This is a genomic window from Streptomyces sp. NPDC051822, from assembly GCF_044452745.1.
GTDB lineage: Bacteria > Actinomycetota > Actinomycetes > Streptomycetales > Streptomycetaceae > Streptomyces.
Genome location: NZ_JBITBZ010000005.1, coordinates 214,334 through 236,808 on the forward strand (window position 1 = coordinate 214,334; position 22,475 = coordinate 236,808).

The window sequence follows — 22,475 nt, forward strand, 5'->3', positions numbered from 1 at the left end:
TCCGGAATCAGTCCGGGATCAGGGCATCCAGGCCTGGTCACCGGGTTTGCCGCCAGGGCCGTTCCCGTCGTCCGACGACGATGTGGACGGCGTCGGTGTGGTGCTGCTGGGGGGCGGCGTGGTGGTGGGCTCCCCGGTGTTGCCACCGGGGCCGCCCGGTTCCCCCGTGTTGTAGCAGTCCAGGTCCCAGACGCTGCAGGTCGTCTTGCCCGGCTTCGGCGTCTTGGTCGCCGGGGGAGGCGTGGTCGTCGCGGTGGCCGGGGGAGTCGTCGTCGGCATCTGCGTGGTCTCGGTGGGCGTCGGCGTGGCCGTCGGGGTCGGCGTCGGGCTCGGCGCACCGCCACCGAAGACGGGCTCGGCGCCCTCCAGCTTCTCCGGCTTCGGGAAGTCCACGACCGGCATGCCGGCCACGGCGTCCGTCATGTAGTCCTTCCAGATCCGCGAGGGGAACGACGAACCGTGGATCTTCTCCTGGCCACCGGTGTCGTACATCTCCAGGAACTCGCGGTTCTTCTTGGTCTCGTCGTCGTCGAAGCGGTACATGTCGATGGCGGTCGCCAGCTGCGCGGTGTAGCCGACGAACCAGGCCGACATGTTGTCGTCGGTCGTACCGGTCTTGCCGGCAACCGCGCGGCCCGGGATCCGCGCCTTGGTGCCGGTGCCGCGGTCGTCGTCCACGACGTCCCGCAGCACGTCGGTCACGTTGCTGGCGATGGCCGGACTGAAGGCCACCTTGCCCTTGGCCTCGTGCTTGGCGATGACGACGCCGCTCCTCTTCACCTTCTCGACCGAGTAGGGGTCGTTCTGCTCCCCCTGGTTGGCGAAGGTGGCGTACGCGCCGGCCATACGGATGGCGCTGGGGCTGGAGACACCGAGGGAGAAGGAGGGCACCTCACCCTTGACGAGGGAGCCCTCATGGAGGCCGGCGCTGATGGCCGCTTCGCGGACCTTGTCGATGCCGACGTCCATGCCGAGCTGCACGTACGGCGAGTTGGCCGACTTGATCATGGCGTAGCGCAGGGAGATGGGGCCGTAGTCGGCGTTCTCGTCATTGCTCTGCTTCCACTCGTCACCGTCCTCATCCCGCCAGATCTCGCCGTTGTACCTACGGACCGTCAGATCGTTCTTGCCGGAGTAACGGCTCTTGTCCGGGTCCACGATCGTGCGCTGGGAGGCGTCCTGATCCGGCCCGAGATCCGGGTCCCGTACGCCGTCCTTCATCGCGGCGGCGAGCACGAAGGGCTTGAACGTCGATCCGACCTGGGCACCGGTGGTGTCGGCGTTGCTCCTGAAGTGCTTGGTGGCGTCGACACCGCCGTAGATGGCGACGATCTTCCCGGTCGCCGTGTCTACGGAAGCGCCGCCGAACTGGACGTGCGTGTCGTCGTTCGGACGCTTCTCCGGGTCGATGTTCTCCTTGATGATCTTCTGGACCGCGTCCTCCATCGCGTCCACCTTCGGCTTCTCGAAGGTGGTGTAGATCTCGTGGCCGCCGCGCTCCAGTTCCTTCTCGGTGATGCCGAACTGGTTCTGCATGTTCAGGTTGGCGGTGCTGACCAGGTAGCCGATCTGACCGCTCAGGTTGGCGCTCTTCCGAGGACCCTGCACCTTGGGGAAGGCGGAGTACTTCGCGCGCTCCTCGGCGGTGAGATGCCCGTCCTTCTGCATCTCGTCGAGGATCCACTTCCACCGGTCGGTGGCCCGCTTGGTGTTCGCCTCGCGCGTGGCCCGGGGGTCGACCTCGGGGTAGCCGGCGGGGTCGTAGTACGTCGCACCCTTCAGCACCGCGGCGAGAAGCGCCGACTGGCTGGGGTCGAGGTTCTTGGCGTCCTTGTTGAAGTACGCACGGGCCGCCGCCTGGATGCCGTACGCGCCCCGTCCGTAGTACGAGGTGTTCAGGTATCCGGCCATGATGTCGTCCTTATCGACCTCATCGCCGACCTTCATGGAGATGAAGAGTTCCTTCACCTTCCTGGTGACGGTCTGCGACTGGTCGTCAAGACGGTTGTTCTTCACGTACTGCTGGGTGATGGTCGAGCCACCCTGGGTATCGCCGCCCTTGGCCATGTTCCACACGGCGCGGCCGATGCCCATGGGGTCGATTCCGGAGTCGTCCCAGAACGTCTTGTTCTCTGCGGAGATCACCGCGTTCTGCATGGACTTCGGGATCTCCGCGAACGGCACGATCTGGCGGTTCTGGCCACTGCCGGTCGCGACCATGCGGGTGCCGTCGGCCCAGTAGTAGATGTTGTTCTGCGAGGTCGCGGTCAGGGCCTCGTTGGGGATCTCCACGCGGGAGTACGCGATCGCGGCCGCGCCCATCAGGCCCGCCGTGAAGAACAGGAACGTGCCCGTCACGAGCTTCCACGACGGCATCCAGCGACGCCAGCCGTACTTTCCGTAACGGGGATAGTCGATGACGCGCTTCTTGCCGGGCGGGGGCCCGCCGGAGCCACGTCCGGGACCACTGCCCCGGCCGCCTCCGCCACCTCCGCGCCGTCCGCCTCCGGGACCGCCGGGGCCCCCGGGGCCGACATCCGCCCCCTTCCGGCGGGTGCCGCGCTGGGCGGCCCTGCGGGCCTCCGCGCGGCCCCCGTAGGGCCGCTGCTCCTCCCCGTGGGAGGAAGCAGGCCCGTACGAGGCCGAAGGGGCCCCCGTACCGACGTCTTGGGCCGGGGCCGACCTGCGGCCCACCGGCTGCTGGGCAGCGCGCCGTGCCGCCGCGCGACCGCCCGTCGGCGGCTGCTGCGGCGGCATTTTGCGACGATGCTCGCTCATCGAACGACTACTCCTCGGGCAGGCGCACAGGCGCCTGGAAGCGGCAGTTGAGTTCCGGTCCCCCCGAAATGCGCACGGACGAAGCCCCATCGGAGGCCCCTCCGTACCGCAGCCGGTCACCCCGAGCACTGACGCCCCACGGCATCTCTCGGTTCCCGGTGTTCTGCATGCCGCACAGACTACGCACGGCCAAAACCCACCTAGGGCCGGAGTTCACCCCAAATCAGGCAAGTCGTTCGCTGTGAATTGACGATGTGACGCCGGTCACGGCGGTCCCACTTGTCGAGACAGACGGGCCGTTCTATCGTGCTGATGTATCGAGTCGATACATCAGAGCGGCATAAGGGCCCCGAGAGCGGAGGAGGAGACGACGAATGAGCAGACGCTCCGGCATCCTCGAGTTCGCCGTTCTCGGCCTGCTGCGCGAGGCCCCCATGCACGGGTACGAGCTGCGGAAGCGGCTCAACACCTCGCTCGGCGTCTTCCGGGCCTTCAGCTACGGAACGCTGTACCCCTGCCTCAAGACGCTGGTCGCAAACGGCTGGTTGATCGAGGAACCGGGCAGCGCACCCGAGGAGGCCCTCGCCGCTTCACTCGCAGGACGCCGAGCCAAGATCGTCTACCGGTTGACGGCCGCAGGCAAGGAGCACTTCGAGGAGCTCCTCTCCCACACCGGCCCGGACGCCTGGGAGGACGAGCACTTCGCCGCACGCTTCGCCTTCTTCGGACAGACCGAGCGTGAGGTGCGGATGCGCGTCCTCGAAGGACGCCGCAGCCGGCTGGAGGAGCGTCTGGAGAAGATGCGCGCCTCCCTGGCCCGGACCCGCGAGCGCCTCGACGACTACACGCTTGAGCTGCAGCGCCACGGCATGGAGTCCGTGGAGCGCGAAGTGCGCTGGCTGAACGAGCTCATCGAGAGCGAGCGGGCAGGACGGGATCAGCGATCCGGCTCCGACGCCCCCGCTCAGCACGACAACGATTCTGGAGAAACGGGCGGCCTGCCCCGGCACGGGGGCAGTACCCGGCCGGATCCGTCCGACGACACCGCCAAGTGAAACCCTGCTACAGCAGGGCTTCCAAGATCACACAGGGAGCAACCGGAATGGGTTCGGTTCGCGTAGCCATCGTCGGCGTGGGCAACTGCGCCGCCTCGCTGGTGCAGGGCGTCGAGTACTACAAGGACGCCGACCCGGCGGCCAAGGTGCCCGGCCTGATGCACGTCCAGTTCGGCGAGTACCACGTCGGTGACGTCGAGTTCGTCGCCGCCTTCGACGTCGACGCGAAGAAGGTCGGCCTCGACCTCTCCGACGCCATCGGCGCCAGCGAGAACAACACCATCAAGATCTGCGACGTCCCGAACAGCGGCGTCACGGTCCAGCGTGGTCACACGCTCGACGGTCTCGGTAAGTACTACCGCATGACCATCGAGGAGTCCGCCGAGGAGCCGGTCGACGTCGTCCAGGTCCTCAAGGACCGCCAGGTCGACGTTCTCGTCTGCTACCTGCCGGTGGGTTCCGAGGCGGCTGCGAAGTTCTACGCCCAGTGCGCCATCGACGCCAAGGTCGCCTTCGTCAACGCCCTTCCGGTCTTCATCGCCGGCACCAAGGAGTGGGCGGACAAGTTCACCGAGGCGGGCGTCCCGATCGTCGGCGACGACATCAAGTCGCAGGTCGGCGCGACCATCACGCACCGTGTGATGGCGAAGCTGTTCGAGGACCGTGGTGTCCGTCTTGAGCGCACGATGCAGCTCAACGTCGGCGGCAACATGGACTTCAAGAACATGCTGGAGCGCGACCGCCTGGAGTCCAAGAAGATCTCCAAGACCCAGGCCGTCACCTCGCAGATCCCCGACCGTGAGCTGGGCGAGAAGAACGTCCACATCGGTCCGTCGGACTACGTGGCCTGGCTGGACGACCGCAAGTGGGCGTACGTGCGCCTCGAGGGCCGCGCCTTCGGCGATGTCCCGCTGAACCTCGAGTACAAGCTCGAGGTGTGGGACTCCCCGAACTCGGCGGGTGTCATCATCGACGCCCTGCGCGCCGCGAAGATCGCCAAGGACCGCGGCATCGGCGGCCCGATCCTCTCCGCGTCCTCGTACTTCATGAAGTCCCCGCCGGTGCAGTACTTCGACGACGAGGCCTACGCGAACGTCGAGAAGTTCATCAAGGGTGAGGTCGAGCGCTAAGGCTCGCCACGCTTGTCGATCGAGGGTCCCCGAGGCACTGCCCGGGGGCCCTCTTCGTATGTGAGTCTTGCTGCCATGTCCGTCGTACGTGATCTGCGCGTACTCCTGCGCCTGACGAACTTCCGCCGCCTGCTCGCCGTCCGGCTGCTCTCCCAGTGCGCCGACGGCGTCTACCAGGTGGCCCTCGCCACGTACGTCGTCTTCTCCCCCGAGAAGCAGACCTCTCCGGCCGCGATCGCCTCCGCCATGGCGGTCCTGCTGCTGCCGTACTCGCTCGTCGGCCCGTTCGCAGGCGTCCTCCTCGACCGCTGGCAGCGGCGCCAGGTCTTCCTGTACGGCAATCTCCTGCGCGCCCTGCTCGCCGGAGGCACCGCCGTGCTCGTGCTGGTCTCCGTCCCCGACTGGCTCTTCTACGCCTCCGCGCTCTCCGTCACGGCCGTCAACCGCTTCGTCCTCGCGGGGCTCTCCGCCTCCCTCCCCCGGGTCGTCGACGACGAACGGCTGGTCGTGGCGAACTCGCTCTCGCCCACCGCGGGCACCCTCGCCGCGACCGCGGGCGGCGGACTCGCTTTCGGCATCCAGCTCATCGGGGCCGACTCCGACGCGGCAGTGGTGACCTTCGGGGCCGTCCTCTACCTCTGCGCCGCCCTCGCCTCCCTGCGCATGTCCCGGGAGCTCCTCGGTCCCGACCCGGACCTCGTGCCGCAGCGCATCACCTCCGCGCTCGCCTCGACCGCCCGGGGCCTGGTCGCCGGGCTGCGCCACCTCGCCGAGCGGCGACCCGCCGCTCGTGCGCTCATCGCGGTGGGCCTCATGCGCTTCTGTTACGGCGCCCTGCTCGTCACTGTGCTCATGCTCAGCCGCTACGCCTGGAGCTCCACGGAGTCCGAGGGACTCGGGCTCCTCGGACTCGCCGTCGCGGCCTCCGGAGCGGGCTTCTTCGCAGCCGCCGTCCTGTCCCCGTGGGCGGTGGGACGGTTCGGGCCCTTCGGCTGGATGACGATCTGCGCGACCGTGGCGGCGGTGCTCGAGCCGACGCTCGGCCTGACCTTCGCCCCCGCTCCCTTCCTCGTCGCCGCCTTCGTCCTCGGGCTCATCACGCAGGGATCCAAGATTGCGACGGACACCGTGGTGCAGACCTCCGTGGACGACTCCTTCCGAGGCCGGGTCTTCGCGCTGTACGACGTGCTGTTCAACGTCGCCTTCGTGGCAGCGGCAGGCCTCGCGGCCTTGATGCTGCCGCCCGACGGGCGGTCCCCGCTGCTGATCGGGCTCGTCGCCGTGATCTACGCGGTGATCGCGCTGGCGTTGCGACGGGAACGCGCAAAGGGGTGATGTTTCACGTGAAACACCACCCCTCACAGCTGTCGTCGGCCGCGCTGTTTCACGTGAAACATCGCTGCGCCGAGACGCGGCTCAGCTCTGCGTGGCCCACCACTCCTTGAGCGCGGCCACAGCCCGGTCGTGTTCCATCGGGCCGTTCTCGAGCCGGAGCTCCAGCAGGAACTTGTACGCCTGGCCGATGGCGGGACCGGGACCGATGCCCAGGATCTCCTGGATCTGGTTGCCGTCGAGATCAGGGCGGATCGCGTCGAGCTCCTCCTGCTCCTGGAGCTGGGAGATGCGGTCCTCCAGGCCGTCGTAGGCCCGGGAGAGCGCGCTCGCCTTGCGCTTGTTGCGGGTGGTGCAGTCAGAGCGGGTCAGCTTGTGCAGACGCGAGAGCATCGGTCCGGCGTCACGGACGTACCGGCGCACGGCCGAGTCGGTCCACTCGCCGGTCCCGTACCCGTGGAAGCGCAGGTGCAGCTCCACCAGCCGCGAGACGTCCTTGATCATCTCGTTGGAGTACTTGAGCGCGGTCATGCGCTTCTTGGTCATCTTCGCGCCGACCACTTCGTGGTGGTGGAAGGAGACCCGGCCGTCCGTCTCGAAGCGGCGGGTGCGCGGCTTGCCGATGTCATGGAGCAGGGCGGCGAGGCGGAGCACCAGGTCGGGCCCGTCCTCCTCCAGGTCGATCGCCTGGTCGAGCACCGTGAGGGAGTGCTCGTAGACGTCCTTGTGGCGATGGTGCTCATCGCTCTCCAGACGGAGCGCGGGCAGCTCGGGCAGCACATGGTCGGCGAGCCCCGTGTCCACGAGAAGCCCGAGGCCCTTCCGGGGGTGGGCCGAGAGCAGCAGCTTGTTGAGCTCGTCCCGGACCCGCTCGGCGGAGACGATCTCGATCCGGCCGGACATCTGCTTCATCGCCGTGACGACCTCGGGGGCGACCTCGAAGTCCAGCTGGGCGGCGAACCGTGCGGCCCGCATCATGCGCAGGGGGTCGTCGGAGAACGACTCCTCCGGCGTACCCGGTGTGCGCAGCACGCGGGCGGCGAGGTCCTCAAGGCCGCCGTACGGGTCGATGAACTCCTTCTCGGGCAGAGCCACGGCCATCGCGTTGACCGTGAAGTCGCGCCGGACGAGGTCCTGGTCGATCGAGTCGCCGTAGGAGACCTCGGGCTTGCGCGAGGTCCGGTCGTACGCCTCCGAGCGGTACGTGGTGACCTCGATCTCGAAGCGCTGGACAGCGTCTCCGACGTGGGCGTCCTTCTGGCAGCCGACCGTCCCGAAGGCGATGCCGACCTCCCACACGGCGTCGGCCCACGGACGGACGATCTTGAGAACGTCCTCGGGGCGGGCGTCGGTCGTGAAGTCCAGGTCGTTGCCGAGCCTGCCGAGCAGCGCGTCCCGTACCGAGCCGCCGACCAGCGCGAGGCTGAACCCGGCCTCCTGGAAACGGCGGGCGAGGTCGTCGGCGACAGGGGACACACGCAGCAGTTCGCTGACCGCGCGGCGTTGCACCTGGCTCAGTGCAGTCGGGGTGTCTTCGTTGGCGTTCGGCACAACAGAAAAGGGTACGTGCCCCGGCCCCCCGTGACGTCCCCGTTTTCCGGTGGGCCGGGCGTCCGCAGCCGTCCGCCGAGGAGTCGGCGGGAGATCGGCTGGAGCAGTCCCCGGCACTTGGCCCCAGCGTGCCTCGTTACCATGCCTGGACACAGCAACCGGGAACCACCTACACCACTGGCACCAGAGACAACGACGAGGACGGGCGAACGCGTGGCCGAGGCGGCAGAAACCCAGGGAACCGGTCCCTCACCTGCCCGCCGATGGCTGCGGCGCACAATCACCGTCGCCTTCGGGGCGCCGCTCCTCGCCGGGCTGCTCCAGGCCCCGGCCGCCACCTCCCCGGCGGTCGCCGCCGAAGAGGCCACCGGATCGAAGACCGTCGATGTGTCCCTCGACACGTTGGCTCCGAGCACCCCCGTCGAAGGGGACACCGTCACCGTCACGGGAACGGTGACCAACCGCGGCAAGAAGACGATCACCGACGCGTCCGTGGACCTCCGCGTCGGACCGCGCATGACGAGCCGCAGCGAGATCGAGCAGGTGACGGGGCGTACCGGCTTCCGGAGCGACAGCGACCCCGCGCCCCTCGAAGACGCCCCCACCGTCGAGATCGCCCGGCTGGGCGCCGGCCTGAGCGCGGAGTTCTCCCTCTCCGTGCCGGTCTCCGCACTCGAACTCGACGAGGCGGGCGTCTACCAGCTGGGTGTCTCCCTCACCGGCAAGACCTCGGACAAGCCCTATGACCGGGTGCTGGGCATCGAGCGGACCTTCGTGCCGTACCAGCCCGAGCCCACCGAGAAGAAGACCCAGCTCACCTACCTCTGGCCGCTGATCTCCTCTTCGCACGTCTCGGCGGAGACGGGCACGGACGATCAGCAGACGCCGGTCTTCGAGGACGACACCCTGGCGGCCGAGCTGAAGCCGGGCGGCCGGCTCGATCAGCTCGTCTCGCTGGGCAAGGACCTCCCGGTCACCTGGGTGGTGGACCCCGACCTGCTGGCCTCCGTCGACGCCATGGCGAACGGCTACCGCGTCAAGGACGGCACCCTGGACGTCCCCGGCAAGAACCAGGCCGTCGCCGAGCGGTGGCTGAACACGCTGGAGAAGGCGGTGCAGGGCCGCAAGGTCGTCGCCCTCCCCTTCGCGGACCCCGACCTCGCCTCACTCGCCCACCGCGGCAAGGACGTCCCCGGCTCGCTCGGACACCTCCAGTCGGCGACCGCCCTCGCCGCGGGGACGGTGGAGACCGTCCTCCACGTCCAGCCGTCCACCGACTTCGCCTGGCCCGCCGACGGCGCCGTCGACCGCTCGATCGTGGCGGTGGCGACCTCGGCCGGCGCCGACAAGGTGATCGCCCGCAGCGACAGCGTCCGGGACGACCTGCCCTACACGCCGACGGCGGCCCGCCCCTTCGGCGACGGCAGCACCACGGCCGTGGTGAGCGACGCGCTGCTGTCCACCGCCTTCGACGGCGACATGGTGCGCGCGGAGAACTCGACGCTCGCGGTCCAGGAGTTCCTCGCCCAGTCCCTCGCGATCACCCTGGAACAGCCGGAGAAACAGCGCAGCATCGTGGTCGCCCCCCAGCGGGTGCCCACCGTCGCCCAGGCGCAGACCATGGCGACCGCCCTGCACGGCCTCTCCGCCCGGCGCTGGAGCCAGCCCGTCGACCTCCTGGTGGCCGCGGCGGCCAAGCCCGACCCGGACGCGTCCACCGCGGTACCCGGCAGCTCCCGGTACCCGAAGAAGCTGCGCGACCAGGAACTGCCGGTCCAGGCCTTCCGGGACATGAAGACCACCCGCGACGAGCTCGACGACTTCAAGGTCATCCTGACCGCGCCGGACCGCGTCGTGACCCCGTTCGGCAACGCGATCAACCGCGAGATGTCGACCTCGTGGCGCGGCCAGGCCCGGGCGGCCGCGATCTACCGCGGCGACGTCCTGGACTACCTGCAGACCCTCACCGAGGGCGTCCAGCTCGTCGACAAGTCGGACCTCGTGCTCTCCGGCCGCAGCGCCACGATCCCCGTGACCGTCCAGAATCAGCTGCTGCAGGACGTGCATCTGGTGCTGCGGCTCACCTCCGGCAACAAGAACCGGCTGCAGCTCAACGGCGACGGTTTCTCCGAACTGCCGGTGAAGGTCAACGGCGGGCACAGCCAGTCGGTGAAGTTCGAGGCCTCGGCCAACGTCAACGGCCAGGTGCCGATGACGGCCCAGCTCTACACCGAGGACGGCACCCCGTACGGACAGCCGATGACCTTCAACGTGAAGGTCTCCGAGATCACCGCCACGGTGATGCTGGTGATCGCCGGCGGCGTCCTCCTCCTCGTCCTTGCCGGTGTCCGGATGTACAGCCAGCGCAAGCGGGTGGCCGCGCGGAAGGCCGAGGCCGAGGCGGCGGCGACGGACACGGAGCCGGACGAGACCGGGGCGGCGGCGGGTACGGAGGCGACGGCGCCGCAGCCGGAGGCCGGCGGGCACGAACCCGAGCAGCCGAGTGACCCGACACCGGACACCGGGCCCGAAAGCGGCGACCCGTCGGGCACGGGTGAGAAAGTGGACCGTTGAGCGATGTCGTGGCCGGTCGGCCGGGGACGATGAGGTGGGGTAACCATGAACGCGCCGTACGACGGTGACCGCGGCCAGGGCGCGGGCGGCCCCGCGCCGTCCGGTGGGACGCCCTCGGCACCCCCCGGTTCCGGCTACCCGCCGATGCCGCCCCAGCAGGACACGCCCGGCCCGCAGGGACAGGACCCCTACGCACAGGGTGTCCACCCGCAGAACCCGTACGCCCAGGACCCCTACGTCCAGGACGTCTTCACCCATGACCCGTACCGGGCCCAGGACCTCTCCGCGCAGGATCCGGTGGGCGAGGCGCTCTACGACCGCGCCGCGCATCCACCGCCCCCGCCCGGCACCTACCAGGAGCCGCAGCCGCTCTACCAGCAGCCCGCCGCGCCCCAGCACGCGCCCGACCCCCGGGTGTGGGCGCAGACCCCCGCACCGGAGCCCGACGGCACCTCGCGCCACCTTCCGTACGGCGACGACGCCCGGACGGTCCAGTTCACCGGCGTCGACGACCTGGTGACCCGGGCCGGCGACGAACAGCCGGAGCCGGACGCCTTCGCGCACCTCTACCGGGACCAGCAGACGCCCGGCCAGGTACCGCCCCCCGCCCCGGAGCCGGACCCCATGCCCGCCCCCGCCCCCAAGAAGTCCGGCCGTGCCTCCGGGCTGCTGAAGTCGAGTGCGCTGATGGCAGCGGGCACCCTGGTCTCCCGGCTCACCGGATTCGTCCGCAGCCTGGTGATCACCGGCGCCCTCGGCGCGGCCCTGCTCGGTGACACCTTCACCATCGCCTACACCCTGCCGACGATGATCTACATCCTCACCGTCGGCGGCGGCCTCAACTCGGTCTTCGTCCCCCAGCTCGTCCGCTCGATGAAGAACGACGAGGACGGCGGCGAGGCCTTCGCCAACCGTCTGCTCACCCTGGTCATGGTGGCGCTCGGCGCGATCGTGGTCCTCGCCGTCTTCGCGGCGCCGGTGCTCATCCGGCTGATGTCGAGCACCATCGCCGACGACGCCGCGGCCAACAGCGTGGCCGTGACCTTCGCCCGCTACTGCCTGCCCACGATCTTCTTCATGGGCGTGCACGTGGTGATGGGTCAGATCCTCAACGCGCGGGGCAAGTTCGGCGCGATGATGTGGACGCCGGTCCTCAACAACATCGTCATGATCGTCACCTTCGGTCTCTTCATCTGGGTCTACGGCACCTCCGCCGAGTCCCAGATGGGTGTGCAGACCATCCCGGACGACGGCATCCGCCTGCTCGGCATCGGGACCCTGCTCGGTCTCGTCGTGCAGGCCCTGGCGATGATCCCGTACCTCCGCGAGACGGGCTTCCGCTTCCGCCCTCGCTTCGACTGGAAGGGCCACGGGCTCGGCAAGACGGTCAAGCTCGCCAAGTGGACCGTCCTCTTCGTCCTCGCCAACCAGGCCGGCGTCCTGGTGGTCACCCAGCTCGCCACGGCCGCCGGCGCGGAGTCGGGCAAGGACGGCGCCGGCTTCCTGGCCTACTCGAACGCCCAGCTGATCTGGGGCATGCCGCAGGCCATCATCACCGTCTCCGTCATGGCCGCGCTGCTGCCGCGGATCTCCCGCGCCGCCCACGACGGCGACCCCGGCGCCGTACGTGACGACATCTCGCAGGGTCTGCGCAACTCGGCCGTCGCCATCGTCCCGGTCTCCTTCGCCTTCCTGGCGCTCGGCGTCCCGATGTCCACCCTGCTGTACGCCTCCAGCGGCCTGGAGGCCGCCCGGGGCATGGGCTTCATCCTGATGGCCTTCGGCCTCGGCCTGATCCCCTACTCCGTCCAGTACGTCGTGCTCCGCGGCTTCTACGCCTACGAGGACACCCGGACGCCCTTCTACAACACGGTCATCGTCGCCGCCGTCAACGCGGCGGCGTCGGCCCTCTGTTATGTCGTCCTCCCCGCCCAGTGGGCCGTCGTCGGCATGGCCGCCTCGTACGGGCTCGCCTACGCCGTCGGTGTCGGCATCGCGTGGCGCCGCCTGCGCACCCGCCTCGGCGGCGACCTGGACGGCACCCATGTGATGCGGACCTACGCGCGCCTCTGCATGGCCTCCGTACCTGCCGCGGTCGTCTCCGGCGCCGTCGGCTTCGGTCTGCTGAAGCTCCTGGGCGAAGGCGCGTTGGGCTCACTCGTCGCCCTCCTCGTCGGCGGAGCGGTACTCCTCGGGGTCTTCTTCATCGCGGCCAAGCGCATGCGGATCGCGGAACTGAACACCCTGGTCGGCATGGTCCGCGGACGCCTGGGACGCTGAACCTGCGGGCCCCGCACAACCATCGGGGGGAACCGCGTGTCGTGCATAGCGTCCGACTGTGGGCACAATTGGCTTGGCTGTTGGATGTGGCGCAACGGATGGGGAGGCAGGAACGACGGTGGCGGAACGTAGCACGGCTGCCGTCGACGTGGCCGACAACAGCGGTGACGACCCGCTGACCGCCAAGGCGGGCACGGCCGCGACCGACGGGGTGGCGGAAGAGCAGAAGACGGCGGACACGTCCGCCGAAGGCACGGACAAGAAGGCGGTCGAACGACAGAGCGGCGAACAGCCCTCCCTCACGGCACCGGAACTGCACAGCGGCCACAAGCTGGCCAGACGCTACCGGCTGGAGGAGTGCGTCACCCGTCTGGACGGCTTCAGCAGCTGGCGTGCCGTCGACGAGAAACTGCGGCGTGCCGTCGGGGTCCATCTCCTGCCCGCCGACCACCCGCGGGCCCGCTCGGTCCTCGCCGCGGCCCGCTCCTCGGCCCTCCTCGGCGACCCCCGCTTCGTCCAGGTCCTCGACGCCGTCGAGGAGAACGACCTCGTGTACGTCGTGCACGAATGGCTGCCCGACTCCACCGAGCTGACCGCGCTGCTCGCGGCCGGCCCGCTGGAGCCCCACGACGCCTACCAGCTCGTCAGCCAGGTCTCCCAGGCCATGGCCGCCGCCCACCGCGAAGGCCTCGCCCACCTCCGGCTCACCCCCAGCGCCGTCCTGCGCAGCTCCACCGGCCAGTACCGGATCCGCGGCCTGGCCGTGAACGCGGCCCTGCGCGGCATCACCGCCGAGCGTCCGCAGCGCAGCGACACCGAGGCCATCGGCGCGCTCCTGTACGCCGCGCTCACCCAGCGCTGGCCGTACGACAGCGACGCCTACGGGCTCTCCGGCCTCCCCAAGGGCGTCGGGCTGCTCGCGCCCGACCAGGTCCGTGCCGGAGTCCACCGCGGCCTCTCCGAGATCGCCATGCGCGCCCTGGCCAACGACGGGGCCACCGCCTCGCGCCAGGAGCCGCCCTGCACCACTCCGGACGAGCTGGCCAAGGCCGTCGCCGCGATGCCCCGGGTGAAGCCGCCGGAGCCCGAGTTCGCCGCGCCGCCCGAGTACCAGCGCACGACGTACCAACAGGGCACGTACGGCCGCCCCCAGCTCCGCCCCCAGGCCACCCAGCCGGTGGTCATCCCGCCGCCTCCGCTGCAGAGCCGCACCGGCAGGGCCCTGAAGTGGGCCGTCTCGGCCCTCCTGATCGCCGCGCTGGGCCTCGGCAGCTGGCAGATCGCGGACCGTCTCCTCGGCCAGGACAACACGACCGAGACCCCGACCCCGTCTCCGACGATCGACGACGAGAAGCCCGAGCCGCCCAAGCCGCTCACGGTCCGGTCGGCCGAGGAGTACGCACCTGACGGCCTGCCGCAGAACCGCCAGGGAGTGGGCGACACCTACGACAGCGACGGCTCGACGTACTGGCGTACCAAGACCTTCGTCGACGGGCCCGTCCTTGCCCCGTACAAGCAGGGCGTCGGCATCGTCTACGACCTCGGGAGCGAGCAGAACGTCGCGTCGGCTTCCATAGCGCTCCGCTACGGCGGGCCGAACACCACGGTCACGCTGTACGCGGCGGACTCGCCCTCGCCCTCCGGCACCCCGGACTCCATGAAGAAGATCGCCACGGTCGAGACCTCGGACACGACGGCGAAGCCGGCGACCAAGACACCGGTCAAGACCCGCTACGTCCTCCTCTGGATGACCTCGGTGCCGTACTCCGGCGGTGACCAGTACTTCGGGGCCGGCTACAAGCAGGCCATCACCGACGTGTCGTTCCAGGGGACCGCACCCTAGCCACCGACCACGCCTCACCGATGAGCGCCGAGCCCAGCTCGGCGCTCATTTACTTCCGGGCACGGACCGGATTGAATGCCTGCACGGCTGCCGAGCAAGGAGGGGAACCGTGGCACCTGCGGCTGACGATTCCCGGACGGCGACGGACGACGACCTTCTGGCACGTCACGTCGCCGGGGATCCCCACGCCTTCGGTGAGCTGGTGCGGCGGCATCGGGATCGGCTCTGGGCTGTGGCCCTGCGGACCCTGGGGGACCGCGAGGAGGCCGCTGACGCCGTTCAGGACGCCCTCGTCTCGGCCTTCCGGGCCGCCCACACCTTCCGGGGCCAGTCGGCCGTCACCACCTGGCTGCACCGCATCACCGTGAACGCCTGTCTCGACCGGGCGCGCAAGACCGCCTCCCGCAGGACCTCGCCCGTCAACGACACCGACCGGTTCGAGCAGCTCCTCGAACCCCACGAGTCGGCCGAGGCGCCCGTGGAACGGCAGGACGTCCACCGGGAGGTCCTTGCCGCACTCGCCGCGATCCCCGCAGACCAGCGCGCCGCCCTTGTCCTGGTGGACATGCAGGGTTATCCGGTCGCGGAGGCCGCCCGTATCCTCGGCGTTCCCACCGGCACGGTGAAAAGCCGCTGCGCGCGCGGGCGGGCACGCCTGCTGCCGATGGTCACTCATCTGCGCGTCGATACGGTGGGTAACGAGGCCCCCGATGGGGGAAGGAACCGGACGCCGGGGACATCCGTCCCACCGGTGCCGGGGCCGACGGACACCGGACCGACTGATCCAGCTGCTGTGAAGGGCGGAGGTGGGCGCGCGTGACTTCCACGACCGGCAAGGCCGACACAACACAGCACCCGGACGTCTCGGAGATCTCCGATCTGACCGAGGGGCTGCTCTCGCCGAGCCGCTCCGCCGCCGTACGCCGCCACCTGGACTCCTGTCCGCTCTGCGCCGACGTACGGACCTCCCTGGAGGAGATCCGCGGTCTCCTGGGCACCCTGCCCGGCCCGCCCCGTATGCCTGCCGAGATCGCCGGCCGGATCGACGCCGCCCTCGCCGCCGAAGCCCTCCTCGACTCCACCACGCCGGAGAACGACGCCCCCGTTTCACGTGAAACATCGCCCGCGCCATCCGAGACCGTTCCCTCCCCGGCCCGTACCCCCGTCGCCGACCGCCCTGCGGGCCGCCCCGGCGCCGCTACCGGCCCCGGCCGGACCGGACGGCCCCGCCGTCGCAGCAGGCTCGCTCTGCTGTCCACGATCGGCGCCGCTTTCGGTGCCGTGGTCCTGGGAACGAGCCTCTACCTCAGCCAGACGGGCACCATGCAGGCCGGCGACCCGGCGGGGGACACGATGAAGGCCGACGCCGCCAAGACGGCTCTGAGCCCCTTCTCCGGCTCTCCGGTCGAGGACAGGGTCCAGGCACTCCTGGCCGACGAGAGCACCCTCACGACGCCCCGAGGTGTCGGACCCGAGTCGATGTCAGCCGAGGCTGCCACCCCGTCTCCCCAGCGGAACAGGGACACCGCCGTCCCCGCCTGTGTGCTGGCCGGCACAGGCCGCACCGATGCGACGCTCGGACAGGAGCGGGGCGAATACGAGGGGACCTCCGCCTATCTGGTCGTCCTGGCGGACCCCGCCGACAGCACCCGGGTCCAGGCCTATGTGCTCGACGCCTCCTGCGCGGACCGGACCACGGGAAGCGGAAGCCCGGCCGCCGAGCTCCTCTTCAGTCAGACCTACCCCCGCTCCTGACCTCGCTCCCCGCGCGGCCACGGTGCCGCGCGGCGGTCCCGGGAATGTACGCCCCTTAGGATCCGTTGGGTGGGGTGAGAGCGACCGAGACAACCGCCCCCGTAGGCAGTGGCAGTCTGCAGAGACGAGGAAGACACCCGTGAGCGACGTCCGTAACGTGATCATCATTGGCTCCGGGCCCGCGGGTTACACCGCTGCGCTCTACACGGCCCGGGCGTCGCTGAACCCCCTGGTCTTCGAGGGAGCCGTCACCGCCGGTGGCGCCCTGATGAACACGACCGAGGTCGAGAACTTCCCCGGCTTTCGTGACGGCATCATGGGCCCGGACCTGATGGACAACATGCGGGCCCAGGCCGAGCGTTTCGGCGCCGAGCTGGTCCCCGACGACGTCATCGCCGTGGACCTGACCGGTGACATCAAGACCGTCACCGACACCGCCGGCACCGTGCACCGCGCCAAGGCCGTCATCGTCACCACCGGCTCCCAGCACCGCAAGCTCGGCCTGCCGAACGAGGACGTGCTCTCCGGACGCGGTGTCTCCTGGTGCGCCACCTGCGACGGCTTCTTCTTCAAGGACCAGGACATCGCCGTGGTGGGCGGCGGCGACACCGCGATCGAGGAGGCCACCTTCCTCTCGCGCTTCGCCAGGTCCGTCACGATCGTCCACCGCCGCGACAGCCTGCGTGCCTCGAAGGCCATGCAGGAGCGCGCCTTCGCCGACCCGAAGATCTCCTTCGCCTGGGACAGCGAGGTCACCGAGATCCACGGTGAGCAGAAGCTCAGCGGTCTGACCCTGCGGGACACGAAGACCGGCGAGACCCGTCAGCTCGCCGTCACCGGCCTCTTCATCGCGGTGGGCCACGACCCGCGCACCGAGCTCTTCAAGGGCCAGCTGGACCTCGACGAGGAGGGCTACCTCAAGGTGGCCGCCCCCTCGACGCGCACGAACCTCACGGGTGTCTTCGGCGCCGGCGATGTCGTCGACCACACCTACCGCCAGGCCATCACGGCCGCCGGCACCGGCTGCTCCGCGGCGCTGGACGCCGAGCGCTTCCTGGCCGCCCTCGCCGACAGCGAGAAGCTGGCCGAGACCCCCGCGGTCTGACCCGTCCCACTCCCCACCCCACACCCCGCGAGATCAAGGAGGCCGCTGTGGCCCTGAAGACTGTGACTGACGCTTCCTTCGAAGAGGATGTCCTCAAGAGCGACAAGCCCGTCCTGGTGGACTTCTGGGCCGAGTGGTGCGGCCCGTGCCGCCAGATCGCCCCGTCGCTCGAGGCCATCGCCGCCGAGCACGGCGGTGAGATCGAGATCGTGAAGCTCAACATCGACCAGAACCCGGCCACGGCTGCCAAGTACGGCGTCATGTCCATTCCGACGCTGAACGTCTACAAGGGCGGCGAGGTCGTGAAGACCATCGTCGGCGCCAAGCCCAAGGCCGCCATCCTGCGTGACCTCGCGGACTTCGTCGAGCCGAGCAAGGCCTGATGCTCCGCTGCTGTTTCACGTGAAACAGCAGCGTTGTTTCACGTGAAACAGTGAACGGCCCGCCCCGGAAGGGGCGGGCCGTTCTCGTGTCCTGGCATCAGAGGGGGCGCAGGGCGGGCTCCTTCTGTACCGCGCCGAGAAGGCGGTCCAGGGCCATCTCGACGTCCTCCTTCCAGGAGAGCGTCGTCCGGAGCTCCAGCCGCAGACGGGGGAAGGCCGGATGCGGCCGCACGGTCTTGAAGCCCACCGCCAGCAGATGGTCGGCCGGCAGCATGCAGGCGGGCTCCTTCCACCGGGCGTCGCCGAACGCCTCGATGGCCTTGAACCCCCTCCGCAGCAGATCCTTGGCTGCGGTCTGCACCATCACCCGGCCCAGCCCCTGCCCCTGGTAGTCGGGCATGATCCAGGCCGTCATCAACTGCGCCGCATCGGCGGCCACAGGGCTCGTCGGAAAGGCGGTCGAGCGCGGCACATAAGCCGGGGGAGCGTAGAGGACGTAGCCGACCGGTACGTCGTCGACATAGACCACCCGGCCGCAGGATCCCCACTCCAGGAGGACTCCGGAGATCCAGGCTTCCTTCTCCAGCTCCGGGCGGCCCGCCTTCACCGCGGCCTCTCCGCTGACCGGATCGAGCTCCCAGAAGACACAGGAGCGACACCGCTTGGGCAGGTCCGGAAGGTTGTCCAGCGTGAGCGGTACGAGCCGACGCCCCACGTCCGCTCCTCACTTCCCTCGCCATCGAGCACGACCGTGCTTTTTGAACGGATAGGCCTCTTCGATCGTATCGATCGGGCGATCGGGAGGACACCGCTCACAGGCAAAGGGCGGGCCGCGTTCCGGTGAAGACCGGAGCACGGCCCGCCCTGGGCGGCCTCAGAGGACGGAGGATCAGCCCTCCGCGCCCTTCTCGGCGTTCTTCTGGTCCATGACCCGTCCCTCACCGGGGGCCAGGGTCGACAGGATCCGCTCCAGATCCTCCAGCGAAGCGAACTCGACGACGATCTTGCCCTTCTTCTGCCCCAGGTCGACCTTCACCCGGGTCTCGAAGCGGTCCGAGAGCCGGGAGGCGAGGTCCGTGAGCGCGGGCGAGACGCGGCCACCCGCTCGCGGGCCCTTCGGCTTGACCGTACCGGCGGACTCCTCGGAGCCCATGACACTGACGATCTCCTCGACCGTGCGCACCGAGAGGCCTTCGGAGACGATCCGGTAGGCCAGCTTGTCCTGGGCCTCCGGGTCCTCCACACCGAGCAGAGCCCTCGCGTGGCCGGCGGACAGCACTCCGGCGGCGACCCTCCGCTGCACCGGCGCCGAGAGCCGCAGGAGACGCAGGGTGTTGGAGATCTGCGGGCGGGAACGCCCGATTCGCTCCGCGAGCTGGTCGTGGGTGCAGCCGAAGTCCTTGAGCAGTTGCTCGTAGGCGTGGGCCTCTTCGATCGCGTTCAGCTGGGCACGGTGAAGGTTCTCCAGGAGCGCGTCCAGGAGCATCTTCTCGTCGTCGGTGTCCCGGACGATCGCCGGAATCCGTTCCAGACCAGCCGTCTTGGACGCTCGAAGACGACGCTCACCCATGACGAGCTCGTAGCTCTCATCATCGACCTTGCGCACGACCACGGGCTGCAGCAGGCCGACCTCCGTGATGGAGACGACCAGCTCCGCCAGGGCGTCCTCGTCGAAGACCTCACGCGGCTGATGCCGGTTCGGAACGATGGACTCGATCGGAAGCTCGGTGAAGTAGGCACCCGCCGGCGGCTCCGGCCGGACCCCGCCCTCGGATGCGTTCCACGACACCGTGGACTCCGGGGACTGCGCGCTCTGCGGAAGCGTCGCCAGCTTGGCGGCGGCCACACCTCGGTCCGCCGGCAGGGCCGGGACCGCGCCGGGGGAGGCCAGACCCGCCCCAGCGCCGACCGTCGACGCCTGACGCTCCTGGGGAGCAGCGGGGATCAGCGCACCGAGCCCACGCCCCAGTCCCCTACGTCGATCACTCACTGGATCCCCTCCGACATGCTGCGCTGGTTGTTCTGGTGCCCCACGGGGGCGTGCCCGGCGGGGGCGTGCCCTCCATGGGCGTGCTGCGGGTCGTAGTGCACGGCCGCCCCCCGCAGGGCGATCTCCCGGGCCGCTTCGAGGTACGACAGGGCGCCGCTGGAGCCCGGGTCATAGGTGAGGACCGTCTGTCCATAGCTCGGTGCCTCGGAGATCCGGACGGACCTCGGGATGCTGGTCCGCAGCACCTCTTCGGCGAAGTGGGTCCGCACCTCGTCCGCGACCTGGGACGCGAGCCTCGTTCTGCCGTCGTACATCGTGAGCAGAATCGTCGAGACATGGAGTGCGGGGTTCAGGTGCCCCCGGACCAGGTCGACGTTCCTCAGGAGCTGACCGAGTCCCTCCAGCGCGTAGTACTCACACTGGATCGGGATCAGTACCTCTGCACCGGCCACCATGGCGTTGACCGTGAGGAGGCCGAGCGAGGGCGGGCAGTCGATCAGGATGTAGTCCAGCGGCTGCTCATAGGCCTGGATGGCCCGCTGCAGACGGCTCTCGCGGGCCACCAGCGACACCAGCTCGATTTCCGCACCCGCGAGGTCGATGGTCGCGGGGGCGCAGAAGAGGCCTTCGACGTCCATGACGGGCTGGACCACATCGGAGAGCGGCCTGCTGTCCACCAGCACGTCGTAGATCGAAGGGACCTCGGCGTGGTGGTCGATACCGAGCGCCGTGGAGGCGTTGCCCTGCGGGTCGAGGTCGATGACCAGGACCCGGGCCCCGTGCAGGGCCAGGGACGCGGCAAGGTTGACCGTCGTGGTCGTCTTGCCCACGCCGCCCTTCTGATTGGCGACCACCATCACGCGAGTCTGAGCCGGGCGGGGAAGTCCCTCACCGGCACGACCCAGGGCTTCTACTGCCAGTTGGGCAGCACGACCAATGGGGGTGTCGTCCATCGGGGGCGGTGTTTCACGTGAAACATCCTCCCCCGCCGATTCGGTTCGGGGACCGGGGACCGGATCGGTCATCGGTCCCGCGATGTTGGCGTTGGACCGCAAGGATTCACTCTCCTCGGCTTCAGGCTCGCGATGGGGAGAGCCTGCCATGCTTTCGGGGTCGTGAACCAGCGAGGCCGGTGGTTCTGTGGGTGAATCCACCTCTGTGGACATCTCCGTAACCCTCGCGGGTGGCTTCACGCGGGGTCGACGGTCCCGGGGCGTGGCAGCCGCGCGACCGCGGCTGATGATCCCCTGCAGCAGTGAGCGACGTTTCACGTGAAACACCATGCCCCTGCTGCCCGGCCAGGACCGTTCGACACTCCGAAATGGTACGTATGGGACGCTCAGCGGCGTCGGCGGGTCTTGCTCGTCCGGGCCGCCTTGGCGCGCTTCGCCGCGAACCGCACGCCACCCGGGCTCTCACCGACCTCCACCCGGACCACCGTGGTCAGTGGATCGACGATCCCCTCGCCCACGTGGAGCACCGAGGTCTCCACCACACCGAGCCGGGAGAGCGCGGCGCGAGCACCGTTGATCTCCTCCTCCGCGGTGTCGCCCTTGAGCGCCAGCATCTCGCCGTAGGGGCGGAGCAGGGGGACACCCCAGCCGGCCAGCCGGTCAAGGGGAGCCACCGCGCGAGCGGTCACCACGTGCACGGGGGTGATCTTGCCGAGCATCTCCTCCGCACGTCCTCGGACCACGGTCACGTGGTCGAGGCCGAGCAGCTCGACGACCTCCTGGAGGAAGTTCGTCCGGCGAAGGAGCGGTTCCAGGAGCGTGATCTTCAGATCACGCCGGACCAGAGCCAGCGGGATGCCGGGAAGGCCGGCTCCCGAGCCCACGTCGCAGACGGTGACGCCCTCGGGGACGGCTTCCGCGAGGACAGCGCAGTTCAGGAGGTGGCGCTCCCACAGTCGCGGGACCTCGCGCGGGCCGATCAGGCCGCGCTTCACACCCGCGTCCGCGAGAAGCTCCGCATACCGCACGGCCTCCGGGAAGTACTCACCGAAGACTGTGCGTGCCTGCTCCGGAGCCTCGGGGAGCTCCGCTGCCTCCGTCACGGGAACCGTCCTTCCGTACCGCACGCATCGCGTGCGAGCGCACTGTGGTGGCTGACTATCGGGCTGACAAAGATCGGCCCCGCCTGCGAGCAGACGGGGCCGACACTACGTGAGGGTTCAGGCCGGGAGAACAACGACGAAGCGCTGCGGCTCCTCGCCCTCGGACTCGCTGCGCAGACCGGCGGCGGCGATCGCGTCGTGCACGACCTTGCGCTCGAACGGCGTCATCGGGTCCAGCTTCACCGGCTGACCGGTGGACTTCACCTCGACCGCGGCATTGGCGCCCAGCTCGGCGAGCTCGGTGCGCTTCCTGGCGCGGAAGCCGGCGATGTCGAGCATCAGACGGCTGCGGTCACCGGTCTCCCGGTGCACGGCCAGCCGGGTGAGCTCCTGGAGGGCCTCCAGGACCTCACCGTCGCGGCCCACGAGCTTCTGCAGCTCACGGCTGTTGGCGTCGCTGATGATCGAGACCGCGGCCCGGTCCGCCTCGACGTCCATGTCGATGTCGCCGTCGAGGTCGGCGATGTCGAGCAGACCCTCGAGGTAGTCGGCCGCGATCTCACCCTCCTGCTCCAGGCGGGTCAGGGTGTCGCCACCCTCGGCGGCGGCGGAGGCGGCGGCGGAGGTGGTGCCTTCCGTCACG

At 69.6% G+C, this 22,475-nt stretch carries 17 protein-coding genes; 10 read left to right on the forward strand and 7 right to left on the reverse strand.

From position 1 onward, the window contains the following. Positions 1-18: 18 nt before the first annotated feature. Positions 19-2,778, reverse strand: coding sequence for a transglycosylase domain-containing protein (locus tag ACIA8N_RS18405; RefSeq protein ID WP_365776658.1), 2,760 nt, complete (start codon positions 2,776-2,778; stop codon positions 19-21). Positions 2,779-3,152: 374 nt separating this feature from the next. Here ACIA8N_RS18405 and ACIA8N_RS18410 point away from each other — a divergent pair, with 374 nt between their 5' ends. From ACIA8N_RS18410 to ACIA8N_RS18420, 3 genes are all read left to right on the forward strand, one after another. After that, positions 3,153-3,833 (forward strand): PadR family transcriptional regulator, encoded by a 681-nt coding sequence (locus tag ACIA8N_RS18410; RefSeq protein WP_030549751.1) that lies wholly within the window; start codon positions 3,153-3,155, stop codon positions 3,831-3,833. A gap of 47 nt (positions 3,834-3,880) precedes the next feature. After that, positions 3,881-4,963, forward strand: a complete 1,083-nt coding sequence (locus ACIA8N_RS18415; RefSeq protein WP_030204977.1) for an inositol-3-phosphate synthase — start codon at positions 3,881-3,883, stop codon at positions 4,961-4,963. Between the two features lie 75 nt (positions 4,964-5,038). Then, positions 5,039-6,298 carry an MFS transporter gene (locus ACIA8N_RS18420; RefSeq protein ID WP_365776661.1) on the forward strand — a complete coding sequence of 420 codons (1,260 nt, stop codon included), beginning with the start codon at positions 5,039-5,041 and terminating at the stop codon, positions 6,296-6,298. An 81-nt stretch (positions 6,299-6,379) separates the two neighbouring features. On the opposite strand, the gene ACIA8N_RS18425 is transcribed toward ACIA8N_RS18420, so the two are convergent. Beyond that, positions 6,380-7,846 (reverse strand): CCA tRNA nucleotidyltransferase, encoded by a 1,467-nt coding sequence (locus ACIA8N_RS18425; RefSeq protein WP_365776663.1) that lies wholly within the window; start codon positions 7,844-7,846, stop codon positions 6,380-6,382. A gap of 213 nt (positions 7,847-8,059) precedes the next feature. Here ACIA8N_RS18425 and ACIA8N_RS18430 point away from each other — a divergent pair, with 213 nt between their 5' ends. The 7 genes from ACIA8N_RS18430 (at position 8,060) to trxA (ending at position 17,786) form a co-directional block, all read left to right on the forward strand. Continuing rightward, positions 8,060-10,420 carry a DUF6049 family protein gene (locus ACIA8N_RS18430; protein WP_365776665.1) on the forward strand — a complete coding sequence of 787 codons (2,361 nt, stop codon included), beginning with the start codon at positions 8,060-8,062 and terminating at the stop codon, positions 10,418-10,420. Positions 10,421-10,465: 45 nt separating this feature from the next. Next, complete coding sequence (gene murJ, locus ACIA8N_RS18435; protein WP_365776667.1) at positions 10,466-12,700, forward strand: murein biosynthesis integral membrane protein MurJ; 2,235 nt, start codon at positions 10,466-10,468, stop codon at positions 12,698-12,700. A 118-nt stretch (positions 12,701-12,818) separates the two neighbouring features. Next, complete coding sequence (locus ACIA8N_RS18440) at positions 12,819-14,543, forward strand: protein kinase family protein (RefSeq protein ID WP_365776669.1); 1,725 nt, start codon at positions 12,819-12,821, stop codon at positions 14,541-14,543. A 109-nt stretch (positions 14,544-14,652) separates the two neighbouring features. Further along, complete coding sequence (sigM, locus tag ACIA8N_RS18445) at positions 14,653-15,363, forward strand: RNA polymerase sigma factor SigM (protein WP_365776671.1); 711 nt, start codon at positions 14,653-14,655, stop codon at positions 15,361-15,363. Then, positions 15,360-16,298 carry an anti-sigma factor gene (locus tag ACIA8N_RS18450; protein WP_365776673.1) on the forward strand — a complete coding sequence of 313 codons (939 nt, stop codon included), beginning with the start codon at positions 15,360-15,362 and terminating at the stop codon, positions 16,296-16,298. The genes sigM and ACIA8N_RS18450 overlap by 4 nt, the downstream gene beginning before the upstream one ends. Before the next feature lie 139 nt (positions 16,299-16,437). Continuing rightward, entirely contained in the window at positions 16,438-17,403 is a 966-nt protein-coding gene (gene trxB, locus ACIA8N_RS18455) for a thioredoxin-disulfide reductase (RefSeq protein ID WP_365776675.1), read from the forward strand. A 47-nt stretch (positions 17,404-17,450) separates the two neighbouring features. After that, entirely contained in the window at positions 17,451-17,786 is a 336-nt protein-coding gene (gene trxA / locus ACIA8N_RS18460) for a thioredoxin (RefSeq protein ID WP_365776677.1), read from the forward strand. Between the two features lie 97 nt (positions 17,787-17,883). On the opposite strand, the gene ACIA8N_RS18465 is transcribed toward trxA, so the two are convergent. The 5 genes from ACIA8N_RS18465 to ACIA8N_RS18485 form a co-directional block, all read right to left on the reverse strand. Then, positions 17,884-18,501 carry a GNAT family N-acetyltransferase gene (locus ACIA8N_RS18465; protein ID WP_030549759.1) on the reverse strand — a complete coding sequence of 206 codons (618 nt, stop codon included), beginning with the start codon at positions 18,499-18,501 and terminating at the stop codon, positions 17,884-17,886. 174 nt (positions 18,502-18,675) lie between these two features. Continuing rightward, positions 18,676-19,776: a ParB/RepB/Spo0J family partition protein gene (locus tag ACIA8N_RS18470; protein ID WP_365776681.1), complete on the reverse strand. Its 1,101-nt coding sequence runs from the start codon at positions 19,774-19,776 to the stop codon at positions 18,676-18,678. Further along, the gene (locus ACIA8N_RS18475) at positions 19,773-20,879 is read right to left on the reverse strand and encodes a ParA family protein (RefSeq protein ID WP_365776683.1); all 1,107 of its coding nucleotides are present in this window, start codon (positions 20,877-20,879) and stop codon (positions 19,773-19,775) included. The genes ACIA8N_RS18470 and ACIA8N_RS18475 overlap by 4 nt, the downstream gene beginning before the upstream one ends. Before the next feature lie 236 nt (positions 20,880-21,115). Continuing rightward, a complete protein-coding gene (gene rsmG / locus ACIA8N_RS18480; RefSeq protein ID WP_365776685.1) occupies positions 21,116-21,832 on the reverse strand; it encodes a 16S rRNA (guanine(527)-N(7))-methyltransferase RsmG in 717 nt (238 codons plus the stop codon). 117 nt (positions 21,833-21,949) lie between these two features. Further along, positions 21,950-22,474 (reverse strand): R3H domain-containing nucleic acid-binding protein, encoded by a 525-nt coding sequence (locus ACIA8N_RS18485; RefSeq protein WP_365776687.1) that lies wholly within the window; start codon positions 22,472-22,474, stop codon positions 21,950-21,952. Between the last annotated feature and the right edge of the window lies 1 nt (position 22,475).